This is a genomic window from Mesorhizobium sp. B2-4-14 (assembly GCF_006442155.1).
GTDB lineage: Bacteria > Pseudomonadota > Alphaproteobacteria > Rhizobiales > Rhizobiaceae > Mesorhizobium.
This window is the reverse complement of the sequence record NZ_VFVA01000012.1, coordinates 82,405-98,438: the sequence shown is the minus strand read 5'-3', so window position 1 is coordinate 98,438 and position 16,034 is coordinate 82,405. Positions and strand designations below refer to the sequence as shown.

11 protein-coding genes are annotated in these 16,034 nt (G+C 62.6%); 4 read left to right on the top strand and 7 right to left on the bottom strand.

Translation table 11 applies throughout. The features are described from left to right. Position 1: 1 nt before the first annotated feature. The 3 genes from FJ938_RS13265 to FJ938_RS13255 all read right to left on the bottom strand — a co-directional run bounded on the left by FJ938_RS13265 (position 2) and on the right by FJ938_RS13255 (position 6,538). On the bottom strand, positions 2-3,400 hold the full coding sequence (locus tag FJ938_RS13265) for an SPOR domain-containing protein (RefSeq protein WP_140694339.1): 3,399 nt from the start codon (positions 3,398-3,400) through the stop codon (positions 2-4). Positions 3,401-3,503: 103 nt separating this feature from the next. Beyond that, positions 3,504-5,261: an arginine--tRNA ligase gene (gene argS, locus FJ938_RS13260; protein ID WP_140694337.1), complete on the bottom strand. Its 1,758-nt coding sequence runs from the start codon at positions 5,259-5,261 to the stop codon at positions 3,504-3,506. Positions 5,262-5,323: 62 nt separating this feature from the next. Beyond that, positions 5,324-6,538, bottom strand: a complete 1,215-nt coding sequence (locus FJ938_RS13255; RefSeq protein WP_140694336.1) for a deoxyguanosinetriphosphate triphosphohydrolase — start codon at positions 6,536-6,538, stop codon at positions 5,324-5,326. Between the two features lie 104 nt (positions 6,539-6,642). Between FJ938_RS13255 and erpA the strand changes: the two genes are divergently transcribed. From erpA to FJ938_RS13235, 4 genes are all read left to right on the top strand, one after another. Then, a complete protein-coding gene (gene erpA, locus FJ938_RS13250; protein ID WP_140694333.1) occupies positions 6,643-6,990 on the top strand; it encodes an iron-sulfur cluster insertion protein ErpA in 348 nt (115 codons plus the stop codon). Between the two features lie 4 nt (positions 6,991-6,994). Continuing rightward, positions 6,995-7,384, top strand: a complete 390-nt coding sequence (locus FJ938_RS13245) for a VOC family protein (RefSeq protein ID WP_140694331.1) — start codon at positions 6,995-6,997, stop codon at positions 7,382-7,384. 10 nt (positions 7,385-7,394) lie between these two features. Beyond that, the gene (gene xth, locus FJ938_RS13240) at positions 7,395-8,189 is read left to right on the top strand and encodes an exodeoxyribonuclease III (protein WP_140694329.1); all 795 of its coding nucleotides are present in this window, start codon (positions 7,395-7,397) and stop codon (positions 8,187-8,189) included. Between the two features lie 73 nt (positions 8,190-8,262). Next, positions 8,263-8,580 carry a hypothetical protein gene (locus FJ938_RS13235; RefSeq protein WP_181169078.1) on the top strand — a complete coding sequence of 106 codons (318 nt, stop codon included), beginning with the start codon at positions 8,263-8,265 and terminating at the stop codon, positions 8,578-8,580. A gap of 61 nt (positions 8,581-8,641) precedes the next feature. On the opposite strand, the gene FJ938_RS13230 is transcribed toward FJ938_RS13235, so the two are convergent. The 4 genes from FJ938_RS13230 to FJ938_RS13215 form a co-directional block, all read right to left on the bottom strand. Continuing rightward, positions 8,642-9,469, bottom strand: a complete 828-nt coding sequence (locus tag FJ938_RS13230; protein WP_140694325.1) for a tetratricopeptide repeat protein — start codon at positions 9,467-9,469, stop codon at positions 8,642-8,644. Beyond that, positions 9,456-11,180 (bottom strand): dihydroxy-acid dehydratase, encoded by a 1,725-nt coding sequence (gene ilvD, locus FJ938_RS13225; protein WP_140694323.1) that lies wholly within the window; start codon positions 11,178-11,180, stop codon positions 9,456-9,458. Before ilvD ends, FJ938_RS13230 begins: the two co-directional genes overlap by 14 nt. Before the next feature lie 376 nt (positions 11,181-11,556). Continuing rightward, positions 11,557-12,723 carry an outer membrane protein transport protein gene (locus FJ938_RS13220; RefSeq protein ID WP_140694321.1) on the bottom strand — a complete coding sequence of 389 codons (1,167 nt, stop codon included), beginning with the start codon at positions 12,721-12,723 and terminating at the stop codon, positions 11,557-11,559. Positions 12,724-13,082: 359 nt separating this feature from the next. Further along, the gene (locus tag FJ938_RS13215) at positions 13,083-15,866 is read right to left on the bottom strand and encodes a valine--tRNA ligase (protein ID WP_140694319.1); all 2,784 of its coding nucleotides are present in this window, start codon (positions 15,864-15,866) and stop codon (positions 13,083-13,085) included. Positions 15,867-16,034: the final 168 nt, after the last annotated feature.

Genomic DNA, 16,034 nt, shown 5'->3' with positions numbered 1-16,034 from the left:
TCTAACGCGACACGAAGCAGTTGCCGCCGGCTGCCTTGTAGCTGGTGCACAAATTGATGGCATCGTTGCGCGACTGAGCCGGAACGCGGACGCGGTAGAATGTGCCTTTGCCTGCGATCTCGGCCTTGACGATGTTGGCGGTGCGGCCGGAAAGCACGCTGCCGTAGCGGCGCTGCAGATCCTGGTAAGTCGATTGGGCGCTTTCCACGGTCGGCTGCGAAGCGATCTGCATCGACCATGAACCGCCGGTCGCCGCCGTTGCCGGATCGATGGAAGCGACCTGATCGGGCTTGACCTCGCCGACGACGTCGACCGGCTGGTCGGACGGACGCTGCGGCGCCACCGGAACTTTGGCCGGCGTGTTGGCCGACTGCGCCTTCGCCGGCGGCTTGGCTGCCGGCTTGAGCGCAGGCTCGTCCGCCTGGGCGGCGGCGGTCGCCACGGTACCGGTCTGGTCGGCATCGGACTGGCCCGAAGGGGCGACATGCTGGGGCGCCGGATCGGCTGGTTCAGTGGCGGCCACCTGCGGTGCGGCCGGTGCCGGATCCTCGCGCGGCACCAGCGAGCCGTCTGACTTGACCACCATGGTCCTCACCTTGCGCGGCGCAACGGCGACGACGTCGGTGCTGGTGCCCTTGTCGGCATCCTGCAGCACCTGCGCGATGCGATCCTCGGACTTGGGCGCCGGTGCCGCATTGTCGGCCGGCGCACTGGCGGCCGGTGCTGCATTGGCGGTCGCGACGGCATTGGCGATCGGGGCGGTGTTGCCCTCGTCCGTCACGCCAGCGGCAGCGCTCTGGCCAGAAGAAAGATCGACGGCACGGGCCGGGTCCTTCGCCTGCACATCCACAGGTTCCTCGGTGTTGGTGACAAGTTTCTGCTGCACCGGCTCGGCGGGCTTCGCACCCTTGACCACGGCGTCATAGACCTTGTTGTCCTGGTTCGGCACCACAGTGCCGCCCGGATTTTCGGGCTTGATCTTGATTGGCGAATTGTCGGCCTTCACGATCACCGGGGCCTCGCTGCCACCCTTGCCGCCAAGAGACAGGGCAAAGGCACCAAGACCGCCTGCAACCGCCACCGCGCCGACGATCGCAGCGATGAACAGGCCGCGCCGGCCCGACGGCCTGGCCGCTTCCCGCTCGCCGAGCCCGGGAACAGACATGGCCTCGTCAAGTTCAGGATCGTAGTCGAGTTCATCGACGGTAAAATCGTCCGCCTGCGAGACCGGCTGGCTGCCGGGCAGGTTGTCGAGGTCGAAGCCGTCGGCGGCATTGGCGTAGCCTGTGGTCGCCGCCCCGCGGGCAGGCATTTCGGCCGGCCGCGCCGCATAGGTCCGCGCTTCCGGCTGATAGGCCGACTTGGGTTGTTCGTATCCCTGATTGAGCGCATATCCCGGATTGAGCTTCTCATATCCCGGATTGGGGCCCTCATATCCCGGATTGAGCGCCTCATATCCCGAATTGAAACCGGCATTATAGGATTCATCCGCATGGGACGCGCTGCTTGCGGCAGCAGCGGGAGCCGGCGCGACATCCACCGAATTCATTTCCGTCAGAAGGCTGGCGAACTCGGCGTCAAGATCGTCATAGCCGGATGCCGCCGGTTCATCTTCCTCGAAATGCAGCTCCGGAATGTCGAGATCGTCAGCCAGCGCCACAACGCGCTCCGGCACGTCGACCGTCTCGACATCAGGCATCTCTTCGTAGCGGGAGGACTGGCGGGGCTGCGGCGCGGATACCGGCGTCGCATAAGGGGCGGCCGCAACGGGCTCGGTCGGATGGTAGGGCGGCATCGCGGCCACTTCCGGTGCCACGGCCCCGGCAGCCATCGAAGCGGCTGGCTGCGCGGCAAATGCCGGCTGCTGGGGAACCGGTGTTACGCGGCTCCACGAACGGGCCGGTTCCGCCGGTGCGGAGCGTTCCGCCTGCCAATCGGGAGAATCAGCTTGATCCTGCCGGAAGACTGCTCCGTCACTCGGATCCAGGCTCTTGGCCAAGGCGGCATCGAACGCATCATTGTCGATATCGACATCGACTTGATCAGCATCAGTGGCATGCGAGCCAAGATCCTGAAGCTCATCGAGCAGCAGATTATCGACATCGGTATCGGCGGCCTGCGCGGCATCGGAGTGATGCATTTGCTCTTCGGATGCCGGTTCGTCGAGATCCCAGTCGAGTTCGCCAACAAGATCGGCGGGCTCCTCGGTGGTCTTTGCGGCTGCGACAGGAATAGCAGCAGGTTGAGCCACGACGGGTCCGGCCATGGCCGGCTCCTTGGCAGACGGCACCGCGCGTGCGGTCATGGCGCCGAGAAGCGCATTCAACTCGTCCTCGAGGCTCCGTTCATCGGCCATGGGGGCTTGCGCCGGCTCGGCCATATTGGCAGCGGGGGCTGCCGTCGCCGCCGGTTGAACCGCAGCAGCCGCGAGCTCGGCGGCGGGCTCTTCGGCAGGCTCGGCAAACGCGTCATCGAGGTTTACATCGAAAGCATCATCCGACACGGGTTCGGCGCTTGGGATCTCGCTCTTCGTTTCCTCGGCATGGGCGAGCACTTCGTCCGCCTCATCAAAGGCCACCGGCTCGTCCGCCTGAATGTCAAAATCCGCGCCGACATCGGCCATGGCTTCGTCGAAGTGGCCCGCGAAAGCCTCATCGGAGACCGCCTGGGCCTCATTCGCGGCGGCCTGCGCCGGTTCTGGGTATTCGACGGCAGCCGCGTGGTGCTGATCCGCCGAATGGTCGTCAAGCATCAGCTCGTCTTCGAGCGACATGGCGACCGCATCGTCGAACTGATGATCCGAGACCGGCTCCTCAATCACCGGCTCTTCGGCAACAGCGTGCTGGGTCTCGGCGGCCTCATCCTCGACATGGAAGTCCCGGTCGAGCGACGCGGCAAGCTCGTCCTCCATCGGCAGATCGTCCTCATAGGGCGAAACGCCTTCAAGCGAACTGGCGACGGCATTGTCGAAATCGGCGTCGAAGGCAGGCTCGATGGATGGCGCGGCATCGGCCGCAGCGGCACTCGCATGGCTGGCGACGACCGCCTGGTCATCGACATTGGCCATGTCCAGGTGGAAATCGTCGTCGAGCGAAAGGGCAAGATCGTCGTCCGCCGCATGGATGGCCGCCGTTTCGAATGCCGGCTCATGAACCTCGACAGCGGGAGCGACGACGCTGTCGCCAGCGTCGAACTCGCCCATCAGTTCCTTTTCGAGATCGATATCGAAATCGTCCTCTTGCACTGACGGACCGGCGACAGTGACCTGTGACGGGACCGGCGCCTGCGGCTTGACCGGCTGGCGCGGGTCGAATCCCATGATCCTGGTCAGCTCCGCGAACGGATCATCGTCGGCGATGTCGTTGTTGTCGGCTATTCTCAGCTGGGTTCTGTCTGCCATTATTGTTCCCGAACTCGCACTCAGTCGGACGCCATGGACGTCGCGCAGGGTTGGCCCTTACCAGCGCAATGTGGGCAAAAGGTGACAGGTTTTTTAGTTAAACCTAACGCATTTCGGTGGGCGCGGCGGCTCCGATCAACGTCAGGCCGGACGTCAAAACGTCCGAAACAGCCTGCACCAGCCCTAGTCTGGCATGCGTCAATTCTCGGTCGTTAACTTTAACAAAACGTAAGTCCGGATTATCCGTGCCCCGGTTCCAATGTCCATGGAAGCTGGACGCCAGATCATAGAGATAAAATGCCAGCCGATGTGGCTCGAGCGCAAGTGCTGCGGACTCGATTAGGCGTGGATATTCGGCGAGCTTGCGGATCAGGCCGATCTCGCCCTCGTCGGTCAACGACGTCACCGCGGCAGCCAGGCTCTTGCGGTCGAAATTCGCCGCGCCCAATTGCTCGCTCGCCTGCCGGAACACCGAATGGCAGCGCGCCGAGGCGTACTGCACATAAAACACCGGATTGTCCTTCGACTGCTCCGTCACCTTGGCGAAGTCGAAATCAAGCGGCGCATCGTTCTTGCGGTAGAGCATCATGAAGCGGATCGGGTCGCGCCCGACTTCTTCAACGACCTCGCGCAACGTCACGAAGTCGCCGGACCGCTTCGACATGCGGACCGGCTCGCCATCGCGGAACAGCTTGACCAGGTTGCACAAAAGCACGGTGAGCTTGACGTCGTCGCCGGCAATTGCCCGCGCCAGCGCTTCCAGCCGCTTGACGTAGCCGCCATGGTCGGCGCCAAGCACATAGATCAGGTCGACAAAGCCGCGATCGACCTTGTCCTTCAGATACGCCACGTCGGCGGCGAAGTAGGTAAAGGCGCCATCGGACTTGACCAGCGCCCGGTCCATGTCGTCGCCCACGGCGGTCGACCGGAACAGCGTCTGTTCGCGGTCTTCCCAGTCGTCCGGTTTCTCGCCCTTGGGCGGCGGCAGCTTGCCCTTGTAGATGTGGCCCTTCATCGTCAGGTCGCTGATCGCCGAGCGGATCTTCCTGGCATTGTCGGCATGCAGCGTGCGCTCGGAGAAGAACACGTCGTGGTGCACGTTGAGCAGCGCGAGGTCCTCGCGGATCATCGCCATCATCGCATCGATGGTGCGGTCCTTGACGATGGCCAGCGCCTCGTCTTCCGGCATCTGCAGCAGGGAGCGGCCAAACTCCCGGACCAAAGCCTCGCCGACCGGGACGAGATAGTCCCCCGGGTAAAGTCCGGCCGGAATCTCGCCGATGTCCTCGCCGAGCGCCTCGCGGTAGCGCAGCATCGCCGAACGGCCCAATACATCGATCTGCGAGCCGGCATCGTTGATGACATATTCCTTGGTCACGTCGTAGCCGGCGAACGCCATCAGGTTGGCGAGCGCGTCACCGACAACCGCGCCACGGCAATGGCCGACATGCATCGGCCCCGTCGGATTGGCCGAGACATATTCGACATTGGTTTTCCGGCCGGCCCCGATCGTCGAGCGGCCATAGTTGCGGCCCTCGCCGAGAAGCACCGACAGATGAGCCTGCCAGAAGCCGTCCTTGAGCCGGAGATTGACGAAGCCCGGGCCTGCGACCTCGGCGGCGGCGACATCCTTGTCGGCCCGCAGCGCCTCCGCCAGTTTCTCGGCCAACGGGCGCGGGTTCTGGCCGGTTGGCTTGGCCAGCACCATCGCGGCATTGGTCGCGAGATCGCCATGGCTGGCGTCGCGCGGCGGTTCGACGGCAATGCGCGACAGGTCGGGCGAACCGCCGTCCTTGTCTTTCAGATCGAGCGCTTCGACAGCCTTTGTGACTCGCGCGGTGAAATCGGCGAAGATGTTCATGGGTATTGCTCTGGCGGCTTTATGGCGAATCCGGCTCGTTGGCCGGCAAAATCGCGCCCGCCCTAGCTCAAATCCGGTGTCCGGTCAAACAAACGCCGATGTTCCTTCAGCGCGTAGGTATCGGTCATGCCCGCGAGGAAATCGGCAACGCTGCGCGCCTTGATGCGATCTTCGGCCCGGTCCAGCCCCTCGCGCCAGCCGTCCGGCATGGCACGAGGGTCGGCGAAATAGGCGTCGAACAGATCCCTGACGATCTGCTCGGCACCGGCGCGCACCCGCATCACCTCCGCGTGCCGGTAGAGGTGCTTGTAGAGGAACGCCTTCAGTTCCTTCTCGGCCGCGGCCATCTCGGCGGAAAAAGTAACCATCGTCTCGCCCGCCGCCCGCACAGCATCGGCGCTGCGCGGCCCTGCACGCTCCAGATTGGCGGTCGCGCAGACAATGACGTCCTCGACCATGGCGGTGATCTGCCGCCGCATCAATTCGTGGCCGGTGCGTACGTCATCGAGCGCCGGATAGCGTTGGCGCACGCCCTTCAGGATCGCTCCCGGCAGCGAGACGGCCTCCAGCATGTCGAGCGTCAGCAGCCCTGCCCGCAGGCCGTCGTCTATGTCATGGGTGTTGTAGGCGATGTCATCGGCGATCGCCGCGCATTGCGCCTCGATGCCGGCGAACCGGTCGAGTTCGAGGTCCTGCAGCTGCGAATAATCGCGGATCGCCTGCGGCACCGGTCCTTTCAGGCCTTTGCCGCTGGTGTCCGTCAGGGGACCGTTGTGCTTGACCAGGCCCTCAAGCGTTTCCCAGGTCAGGTTCAACCCGTCGAATTCGGCATATCGCGCTTCCAGCCTCGTCACGATACGCAGCGATTGCGCGTTGTGATCGAAGCCGCCCCAGGCGGCCATCTTGTCGTTCAGCGCGTCTTCGCCAGTGTGGCCGAAGGGCGTGTGGCCGAAATCATGCACCAGCGCGACCGCCTCGGCGAGATCCTCGTCGCCGCGCAGCGCCCGCGCCAGCGCACGGGCGATCTGCGCCACTTCGATCGAATGGGTCAGCCTTGTGCGATAATGGTCGCTTTCATGGGCGATGAAGACCTGGGTCTTGTGCTTGAGCCGCCGGAACGCGGTCGAATGGATGATGCGGTCCCGGTCGCGCTGGAACGGCGTCCGGGTCGGGCTTTCGACCTCGTCGAACAGCCGGCCGCGCGAACGCGCTGGATCGGTGGCATAGGCCGCGCGTGGCCGATAGCCAAATCCGATGTCGCCCAACTCGTTGGTCATGATCGATGCCGCAGGTTGACTTGGTGCAGTTGACTTGGGATGTGGTTGACTTGGCCGCTTGCGCTTCATACCTATCATGTGAAACGGAAAGCAAGGTGACGCCAATGGGCGCGGATGCCAAGACTGCCATGAAAGTCGACATGACCGAGGCCGCGGCCAAGCGGATCGCCAAGATCGTCTCTGGCGAAGCCGGCAAGACGGCGCTGCGCGTTTCCGTTGAAGGCGGTGGCTGTTCCGGCTTTTCCTACAAGCTCGACCTGGTCGATACGCGCAACGACGACGACGTCGCCATCGAGAAGGACGGCGCCACGGTGCTGATCGACGACCTCTCCTTGGTCTATATGGGCGGCTCGGTGATCGACTTCGTCGACGATTTGATGGGCCAGTCGTTCCAGATCAGGAACCCGAATGCGGTCGCCTCCTGCGGCTGCGGCACGAGCTTCTCCATCTAACAGCATGCCTGCCATCGGCGCGGTCCGTCAGATCGCGCTGTCGGCCGGACGCGACCTTGATTCGACGCTGGCCTTCTGGCGCGATGTGCTCGGCTTGGCCGTACATGCCCGCTACGATCCGCCAGGCATCGCCTTCATCATGGCCGGCGACATCAGGCTGCTGTTCACGGATGGCATACCGGCCGGTACCGTCTATCTCGACATATCAAACCTTGACGATTTCCACGCCGAGGCAAAGGCCGCGGGCGTTCCCTTCACCGCGCCGCCAGCTCTCGTCCATCGCGACGCCAAGGGTCTTTTCGGTCCAGCGGGGGAAAGCGACTGGATGGCCTTCCTAAAGGATCCTGCTGGCAATACGATCGGTCTGGTCGAACGCCATCCGCCGCAAGAGTAATGAGACCGTCATGAAAATCGTCACCTGGAACATCAACGGCGTGCGGGCCCGCCTCGGCAACCTCACCCATTGGCTGACCGAGAGCGCGCCCGACATCGTCTGCCTGCAGGAGATCAAGACGGTCGACGATCAGTTCCCGCGCGCCGAGATCGAGGCGCTTGGCTACAATGTCGAGACCCATGGCCAGAAGGGTTTCAACGGCGTTGCCCTGCTGTCGAAGCTGCGCTTCGACGAAGTTGTCAGAGGCCTGCCCGGTGACGATGCCGACGAGCAGGCGCGTTTCATCGAAGGCGTCTTCTCGACCGACAAGGGCGCCTTGCGTGTCGCTTCCCTCTATCTACCGAACGGCAATCCGATCGATGACGAGAAGAAGTTCCCCTACAAGCTGTCCTGGATGACGCGGCTGGAGCGCTGGGCCGAGGAGCGCCTGAGGCTGGAAGAGGCCCTGGTGCTGGCCGGCGACTACAACGTCATTCCCGAGCCGATCGACGCGCGGTTTCCGGAAAACTGGTTGGGCGACGCGCTGTTCCAGCCGCAGACCCGGCAGGCCTTCCGCCGGCTGCTCAATCTCGGTTTCACCGAAGCGGTGCGAGCCGTCACCGACGCCCCCGACACCTACACCTTCTGGGATTATCAGGCCGGTGCCTGGCAGAAGAACAACGGCATCCGCATCGACCATTTGCTGCTGTCGCCGGAAGCCGCCAACCGGTTTTCGTCCGCCTCGATCGAAAAACACGTGCGCGCCTGGGAAAAACCATCCGACCATGTGCCGGTGGCGATCGACCTCGCCCTGCAGCCGGCCTGACCGGGAAGCCCTGCTCTTCGGCCGACGGCGGACCTTCTATCGCCACAAATCGGGCGCATGATGAGATCTCATCATGGCGGCTGGGGTTCCCATGACCACTCGGTTTGCTCTTTGTCCGATCGGCTTGGCCTTCACCATGGCTGCGATCGTGCCGGCCTTCGCCGCCCCGGAATGTCTGGCCAATGGAAGATCCTATCCGGTCGGTCAGGTCGCCTGCCTGACGGTTGCCGACCAAAGTCATCTGGCCCGCTGCGACATGGTGCTCAACAACACATCATGGACGAAGGTCGGCGATAGCTGTCCTGGAAACACCACGGCGCCGCGCCTGCCCGCCACGCCGATCTCGACGCCGGCGCCAAGCAGGGTGCCGACAGAACCGACCGAGAACTGATTTTCCCCATAGCTTATCTCCACGCTCGTCGAAGAGATTGGCGGGCTCAGCCGTCGCGCCTTTACTGATCGGTGTTATTGCCCTTGGTCAGGATGTCGTCGGCGAGCGAGATCGCGGTGCGGCGGTCGGCTTCACCGGCGGCGGCGAAGGCCTCTTCCTGCATGCCACGAATCCAGGGCTGGTCGGCGGGCGGCGCACGTTCAAGGGCGGCCGTCATCATCGCCAGGCCGCGAACGATCTTGCCGCTCTGGAAGAGCAAATGGCCAAGCGTCGCCTGCGCGCCGGCATGGCCTTTCTCGGCGGCAAGCTGGAACCAGCGCCCGGCCTGCTTGACGCTGGCCTTCACGCCTCCCTCGCCCTTCAGGAACATCTGCCCCATCTCGAACTGGGCGTTCGGGTTGCGGTAGTTGGCGGCCGCACGCATGTAATATTCCTGGGCCGCCACCTCGTTCTCGGTGACCGGACTGCCGGGAATACCCTTGCGCAGATAATCGCCGAGCGCCACCAGCGCATCGGAGACGTAGCTTTCTTCCGGCGAACCGGGCTCGACATCCTGATCGACAATTTCCGAGAAGAACTTGAATGCCTCATAGTCGTCGCGCGCCACGCCGTCGCCCTCGGCATACATGCGGGCAAGCTTCCAGGTGGCGCCGATCTGGCCGTTCTCGGCGGCGTATTTATAAGCCTCGGCGGCCTGTTCCTTGTGGCCGTTCTTGTAGGCGGAGAAGCCGAACTGGAACACCGCCCAGGGGCTCGACTGCGGCTTCACGCCGGTCTTGTCATCGAACACCTTGTCGTCGAAGGCCATGGCCTGGCCCACGGCGCCAAAGATCGCAACGGCGACCAGTGCCGGAAGGACAGAGGACCTCAGCAACTCAGATGTCCGCATAGCAGTGTGTTTCTTTCGCACCGCCCGGATGAGTGACCGCGCCATCGCGGGCAGACCCGACCGTCTGTGCGTATTTCCATATCGCGCCCGACTGATAGTCGGTCGTGCGCGCCTTCCATGTCTTGGCCCGCGCCGCCAGCTCGGCCTCGGTCAGCGCCACCTCGATCGTGCCGTTCACCGCGTCGATCGAGATCACGTCGCCATCCCGGATGAGACCGATCGGGCCGCCAACTGCCGCTTCGGGTCCGACATGGCCGATGCAGAAGCCGCGCGTCGCGCCCGAAAAGCGCCCGTCGGTGATCAGCGCCACCTTGCCGCCCATGCCTTGGCCGTAGAGCGCCGCTGTCGTCGACAGCATCTCGCGCATGCCCGGTCCGCCGCGCGGCCCTTCGTAACGGATGACCAGAACCTCGCCTTCCCGGTAGTTGCGGTGCGTCACCGCTTCGAAGCACTCCTCTTCCGAATCGAAGCAGCGCGCGGGGCCGGAGAATTTCAACTCCGTCATGCCCGCGACCTTCACGATCGCGCCTTCGGGGGCAAGGTTTCCTTTCAAGCCCACGACACCGCCGGTTTGGGTAATAGGTCTGTTGGCCGGGCGGACCACATCCTGGTGTTCATTCCAGGCAACGTGCTCCATATTTTCGGCCAAAGTACGGCCAGTGACCGTCAGGCAATCGCCATGCAGATAGCCGTGGTCGAGCAGCGTCTTCATCAACAGCGGAATGCCGCCGGCCTCGAACATGTCCTTGGCGACATATTTGCCGCCGGGCTTGAGGTCCGCGATATAGGGCGTCTTCTCGAAGATGCGGGCGACATCGAACAAATCGAACTTTATCCCCGCCTCATGCGCGATCGCCGGCAGATGCAGCGCTGCATTGGTTGAGCCGCCAGTGGCGGAGACCACGGTCGCTGCGTTCTCCAGCGCCTTCAGCGTGACGATGTCGCGCGGCCGGATGTTTTTCGCGATGAGCTCCATGACCTTTTCGCCGGAAGCGAAATTGAAACGATCGCGCATCTCGTAAGGCGCCGGCGCACCGCAGGAATAAGGCAGTGCCAGGCCGATCGCCTCGGCGACGGTGGCCATGGTGTTGGCGGTGAACTGCGCGCCGCAGGAGCCGGCCGACGGACAGGCCGCCTGCTCGATTTCAAGCAGTTCGGAATCGCTGATCGTACCGACCGAGTGCTGGCCGACCGCCTCGAACACATCCTGCACGGTGATCTGCCGGCCGCGATAGCTGCCCGGCAGGATCGAACCGCCATAGATGAAGATGGATGGCACGTTGAGACGCACCATGGCCATCATCATGCCCGGCAGCGACTTGTCACAGCCGGCGAGCCCCACCATCGCGTCATAGCAATGGCCGCGCATGGTGAGTTCGACAGAATCGGCGATGACCTCGCGCGACACCAGCGACGACTTCATGCCCTGGTGGCCCATGGCGATGCCGTCGGTGACCGTAATGGTGCAGAATTCGCGCGGCGTGCCATTGGCGGCGACCACGCCCTTCTTGACCACTTGCGCCTGGCGCATCAGCGAGATGTTGCAGGGGGCCGCTTCGTTCCAGCAGGAGGCGACGCCGACCAGCGGCTGCGCGATTTCAGCGGCCGACAAGCCCATCGCATAGAGATAGGAGCGGTGCGGCGCACGCGCCGGCCCGACGGTCACATGGCGGCTGGGGAGCTTAGCCTTGGAAATGCCTCTGGCGTCCATACTCTTCCTTGCCGCGGGCGGCGCGGCCTGCCCCATCGCCGAGCCTTTTGGCGCGCGTCCCGAGACAAGATCGAGGTGCGCCGGGTTTATGGCGGGAAATGGGCAATTTCCTCAGGCGGATTTGTAGCGCAGGGGTTGTTCAGAAACTGTTGCCAAAACGTCACAATCGCAGGAAGCGGCCCCACTGCGGCCAATATGCAACGCAGCTTGGATTTCGGGACCCCCGACGACGTCCGGTCCAACATAAAAGGCGGACAATGCCCAGCCTTTGATATTCAGTTTCAGATGGTTACCACTTGACCTTCAATGAAGTCAAAAGGCTCAGCTAACGAAAAAGGCCGGACATTGCCGGCCTTTTTCTCGACGATCGAAGACGTTACCACTTGATGCTGTAGCCGGTGGATAGGGCGTATCCCCAGTCGCCCTGAACGGAGCGGTTGAAACCGTTGCGTGGGTCAGGACTGCCCGGAACGTAACTGTTGTTGTATTTGGTTTCGGAAACCGAGGCCAGATATACTGCCGCTACACCCAAGCGGAGTTCGCCGCCTAATTTGTCCTTCATCGAAACACCGGTTCCGATTGTATAGCTGTCGCCCGTCAGATCCCAACCGGTGCTGACGCCACGGTCATAGGTTGCAAACACGGTTCCTGAGATTTGATCGTTGAACTTGTGACCGATGCCACCGGTGACCGTCCAACCGTCGCGCCAGAAATACAGATTCCCACTGTTCAGCGATAGCGCCGGCACGTTCAGCATCAGCGCTTCCGTAACCGACCAATTCGTCCACTTCACGCTGCCATAGGCGAGCCAGCCTGGAGCGATACCAGTCTGCGCCTTGAACTCGACCGACTGCGGAAAGTTGGCTTGCCCGGTTGCTCCACCAGGAAGATTCCCTCCCAGCAAGCTTGCCGTGCCGGTGGCATTGATGTCGACACCTGACCGATACATCAATTGCGTGCGGAGCGCGATTTCCGGGATTTCGTAGGCAATGCCGGCGCGCCAGCCGAAATTGCTGTCGTGCAGGCTGACGCCAAGGACCGGTATGTTTGTACCCAAGGGAGCACCGGCTACGAGATTGTAATCGGTAACTTCATTGTAGACGCCGCCAATAAGCCAGATACGCCCCTTGCTGAGGTCGAATTTCAACCCGCAAGTCGCGCCATATTCATACATGGTGAAGTCTTCATTCAACTTGCCGAGCGTTCCACTCGAACGCGACCACGTCGCACCGCCACCGAATGATTCCGTAAGAGTACCGGCACAGGAGAGACTGTCCGTCAGCTTGAATTTAACCGCAGCCGATGGGACCGCGTAGCTGTCGGAATAGTTCTCCCCGACCAGATAGGGATTCATCGGGTTCACCGAATATTTTCTGGTGGGCGCGACATAGGTCACGCTGGTGCGCATGTTGAAATTGCCGTCCTCAAAAAGGATGTCGGTATCGGCCGTGCCGCGCGAAAAGCCGCCAGCGTGCACCGAGCCTGCAAAAACCAGCGAAAAGCACCCTGCCCCCAGCAGTGCTTTCAGACGCAAATTGTTCATGGATGTCCTCCCCGAATAATTAGTGCGTCAAGCTAGAACCAATTCAGGTTAACGCTGCAACAACGAATTCCTGGAGCGTACATGTACATGTTCGCCGAACGCATTTTTGCCAAAGTGCCAACCCGCACCAGCACACGGAAAACCGGCATCTGGAGTGTCCAACAGCTGCCGAAAGGACGGAAAATCTGCGGAAAAGGCGCAAAAACAACGGTTTTTGGCGGCTGGGAACCCCATTGTTACATTATGGCAACAATGGGGCTAAAAGTTTCCGTTTACGTCAATATTAACGCAACGGAATGCCTGTTTTCGAGGCAAAAACACCCGCTCCAGGCCCGGACGAAGCGTCACGAATCTGCGCTTCAACCGGCGTCCCGGACCCTGGTCAGCGCCACTGAAAGCTTGTCCTGGGCGTCGCGATATTCGGCGAGCTTCTCGCGCTCCGCTTCGACGATCTCGGCCGGCGCGCTGGCGACGAACCGTTCGTTGGACAGTTTCTTGTGCAGGCGCGCGATCTCTTCGGTCACCTTGGCCAGTTCCTTCTGCAGCCGGCCGGCCTCTGCGGCGAGATCGATCAGACTGCCGAGCGGCAGGCAGATCGTCGCTTCGTTCAGCACGATCTGCGCCGAGCCCTTGGGTGCCGCGTCAGCCAGCGAGATGTCGCCGACGCGCGCCAGCCGCTTGATCGCCGACTCCTCACGAACCAGCCGTTCACGCGTCACGCCGTTGGCGCCGACCACGACCAGCGGCGCTATCGCCCCAGGCGGCACGTTCATTTCCGAACGCACCGAGCGGATGCCCGACACGAGATCGACCAGCCAGTTGATGTCGGCGGCCGCTTCAGCATCCTCGAAATCCGGCGACGGCCAGGCGGCATGGCAGAGCAGCGAGTCACGCTCCTTGCCCTCACCCGCCGTCTGCGCCCACAATTCTTCCGTCATGAACGGCATCATCGGATGCAGCAGTTTGTAGATCTCATCCAGCACGAAGGCGACGCAGGCGCGGCTTTCGGCCTTGGCCGCCTCGTCCGTGCCCATGAACACCGGCTTCAGCAGTTCCAGATACCAGTCGCAGAACAGGTTCCAGACGAAGCGGTAGGCAGCACTGGCCGCCTCGTTGAAGCGGTATGAGGTGATGCCGTCGGTGATCTCGCGGGCAGCGCGTGTCAGTTCGGTGAGGATCCAGCGGTTGACCGCCAGCTTGGCATCGTTCAGCCAGAAGTCATCATTGCGCGCGACTTCGTTCATCTCGGCGAAGCGCGTGGCGTTCCACAGCTTGGTGCCGAAATTGCGATAGCCGGCGATGCGCGCCGGATCGAGCTTCACATCGCGGCCCTGCGCCGCCATCACTGCCAGCGTGAAGCGCAGCGCGTCCGCCCCATATTCGTCGATCAGATCGAGTGGGTCGATGACGTTGCCTTTCGACTTCGACATCTTCTGCCCGTTCTTGTCGCGCACCAGCGCATGGACATAGACCGTGTGGAATGGCTCCTCGTCCATGAAATGCAGGCCCATCATCATCATGCGGGCAACCCAGAAGAAGATGATGTCGAAGCCGGTGACCAGCACGTCGGTCTGGTAATAGGTCTTCAACTCCGGGGTCTCATCCGGCCAGCCCAGCGTCGAGAACGGCCACAGCGCCGACGAGAACCAGGTGTCGAGCACGTCCTCGTCGCGGGTCAGGATCTCGCCCGGCTTGAAGTTCTCGAGCTTGTCCTCGACCCAGGCCTTCCACGGCCCTTCAAGCGCCAGATAATATTCGATCGCGTCACTCAGCGCCTCTTCCTCGGACTTCTCGACGAAGACGCGTCCATCCGGCCCGTACCAGGCCGGGATCTGATGCCCCCACCACAACTGGCGCGAAATGCACCAGGGCTGGATGTTTTCCATCCAGTCGAAATAGGTCTTCTCCCAGTTCTTCGGCACGAAATTGGTGCGGCCTTCGCGCACTGAGGCGATCGCCGGCTTGGCGAGTTCGGCCGCGTTGGCATACCACTGCTCGGTCAGGAACGGCTCGATCGGCACACCGCCGCGGTCGCCATGCGGCACGGCGTGGCGATGCGGCTCAACCTTGTCGAGGAAGCCGCCGGCTTCCATCAGTTCGACGAGCTTCTTGCGCGCCACGAAACGATCGAGGCCGTCGAGCTCGTCCCAGACAGCCTGGCGCTCCGGCGTCACATCGAGCCCGGCGAGGAAGTCCTCATTGTCTTTCAGCTTTATGGCAGCCTCGACGGACAGGATGTTAATCGCCGGCAATTTGTGACGCTTGCCGACCTCAAAGTCATTGAAATCGTGCGCCGGCGTGATCTTGACCGCGCCAGAGCCCTTTTCAGGATCGGAATATTCATCCGCGATCACCGGAATCTTACGACCGACGATCGGCAGGACGAGATTCTTGCCGACCAGATGCCGGAACCGATCGTCCTCGGGATTGACCGCGACCGCCGTGTCGCCGAGCATCGTCTCTGGGCGCGTCGTCGCAACGGTGATGAAGGTCTTCGGGTTCTCCGGATCGAAGGTGACGCCCTCGATCGGATAGCGAAAGTGCCAGAGGTTGCCGTTGACCTCCTGCTGCTCGACCTCGAGATCGGAGATCGCCGTCAACAGTTTCGGGTCCCAGTTCACAAGGCGCTTGTCCTTGTAGATCAGCCCTTCCTTGTAGAGCGTGACGAAGACTTCGAGCACGGCCTTGGACAGGCCTTCGTCCATGGTGAAGCGTTCCCTGCTCCAGTCGGCGGAGGCGCCGAGCCGCTTCAACTGGTTGAAGATCGCGCCCCCGGATTCGGCCTTCCAATCCCACACTTTCTCGATGAACTGCTCACGCGTCAGGTCGCGGCGGTGGATCTGCTTTTCCATCAGCCGGCGCTCGACCACCATCTGCGTGGCGATGCCGGCATGATCCATGCCCGGCTGCCACAGCACATTCTTGCCGCGCATGCGCTCGAAGCGCACGAGGATGTCTTGCAGCGTGTTGTTGAGCGCGTGGCCCATGTGCAGCGATCCGGTGACGTTGGGCGGCGGGATGACGATGGTGAACGCCTCGGCGCCCTCCTCCGCCCCGGCGCCGGCGCGAAACGCGTCGGCCTCTTCCCACAATTTGGCGATCTTCGGCTCGACGGTTTTTGCGTCATAGGTCTTTTCAAGCATGGGGGAACGGTCCGCGCTGTCGGGATTTTTGCTGGTTCGGTCTAAATCGGAAGGTCCTGGCCAAGTCAACCGCAAGGGCGGCCTTGGTTCATCACAAGCAGATAGGCGCGGCCGTGTTCATTTCAACGGAAGGCGCCCGCACATTCATTGTCATGGCTCCCGACGCAA

What these genes read in the sequence shown, in the direction of transcription:
- FJ938_RS13265 (WP_140694339.1), bottom strand. Translation starts at nt 3,400, where the DNA reads ATGGCAGACAGAACCCAGCTGAGAATAGCCGACAACAACGACATCGCC.
- argS (WP_140694337.1), bottom strand. Translation starts at nt 5,261, where the DNA reads ATGAACATCTTCGCCGATTTCACCGCGCGAGTCACAAAGGCTGTCGAA.
- FJ938_RS13255 (WP_140694336.1), bottom strand. Translation starts at nt 6,538, where the DNA reads ATGACCAACGAGTTGGGCGACATCGGATTTGGCTATCGGCCACGCGCG.
- erpA (WP_140694333.1), top strand. Translation starts at nt 6,643, where the DNA reads ATGGGCGCGGATGCCAAGACTGCCATGAAAGTCGACATGACCGAGGCC.
- FJ938_RS13245 (WP_140694331.1), top strand. Translation starts at nt 6,995, where the DNA reads ATGCCTGCCATCGGCGCGGTCCGTCAGATCGCGCTGTCGGCCGGACGC.
- xth (WP_140694329.1), top strand. Translation starts at nt 7,395, where the DNA reads ATGAAAATCGTCACCTGGAACATCAACGGCGTGCGGGCCCGCCTCGGC.
- FJ938_RS13235 (WP_181169078.1), top strand. Translation starts at nt 8,263, where the DNA reads ATGGCGGCTGGGGTTCCCATGACCACTCGGTTTGCTCTTTGTCCGATC.
- FJ938_RS13230 (WP_140694325.1), bottom strand. Translation starts at nt 9,469, where the DNA reads ATGCGGACATCTGAGTTGCTGAGGTCCTCTGTCCTTCCGGCACTGGTC.
- ilvD (WP_140694323.1), bottom strand. Translation starts at nt 11,180, where the DNA reads ATGGACGCCAGAGGCATTTCCAAGGCTAAGCTCCCCAGCCGCCATGTG.
- FJ938_RS13220 (WP_140694321.1), bottom strand. Translation starts at nt 12,723, where the DNA reads ATGAACAATTTGCGTCTGAAAGCACTGCTGGGGGCAGGGTGCTTTTCG.
- FJ938_RS13215 (WP_140694319.1), bottom strand. Translation starts at nt 15,866, where the DNA reads ATGCTTGAAAAGACCTATGACGCAAAAACCGTCGAGCCGAAGATCGCC.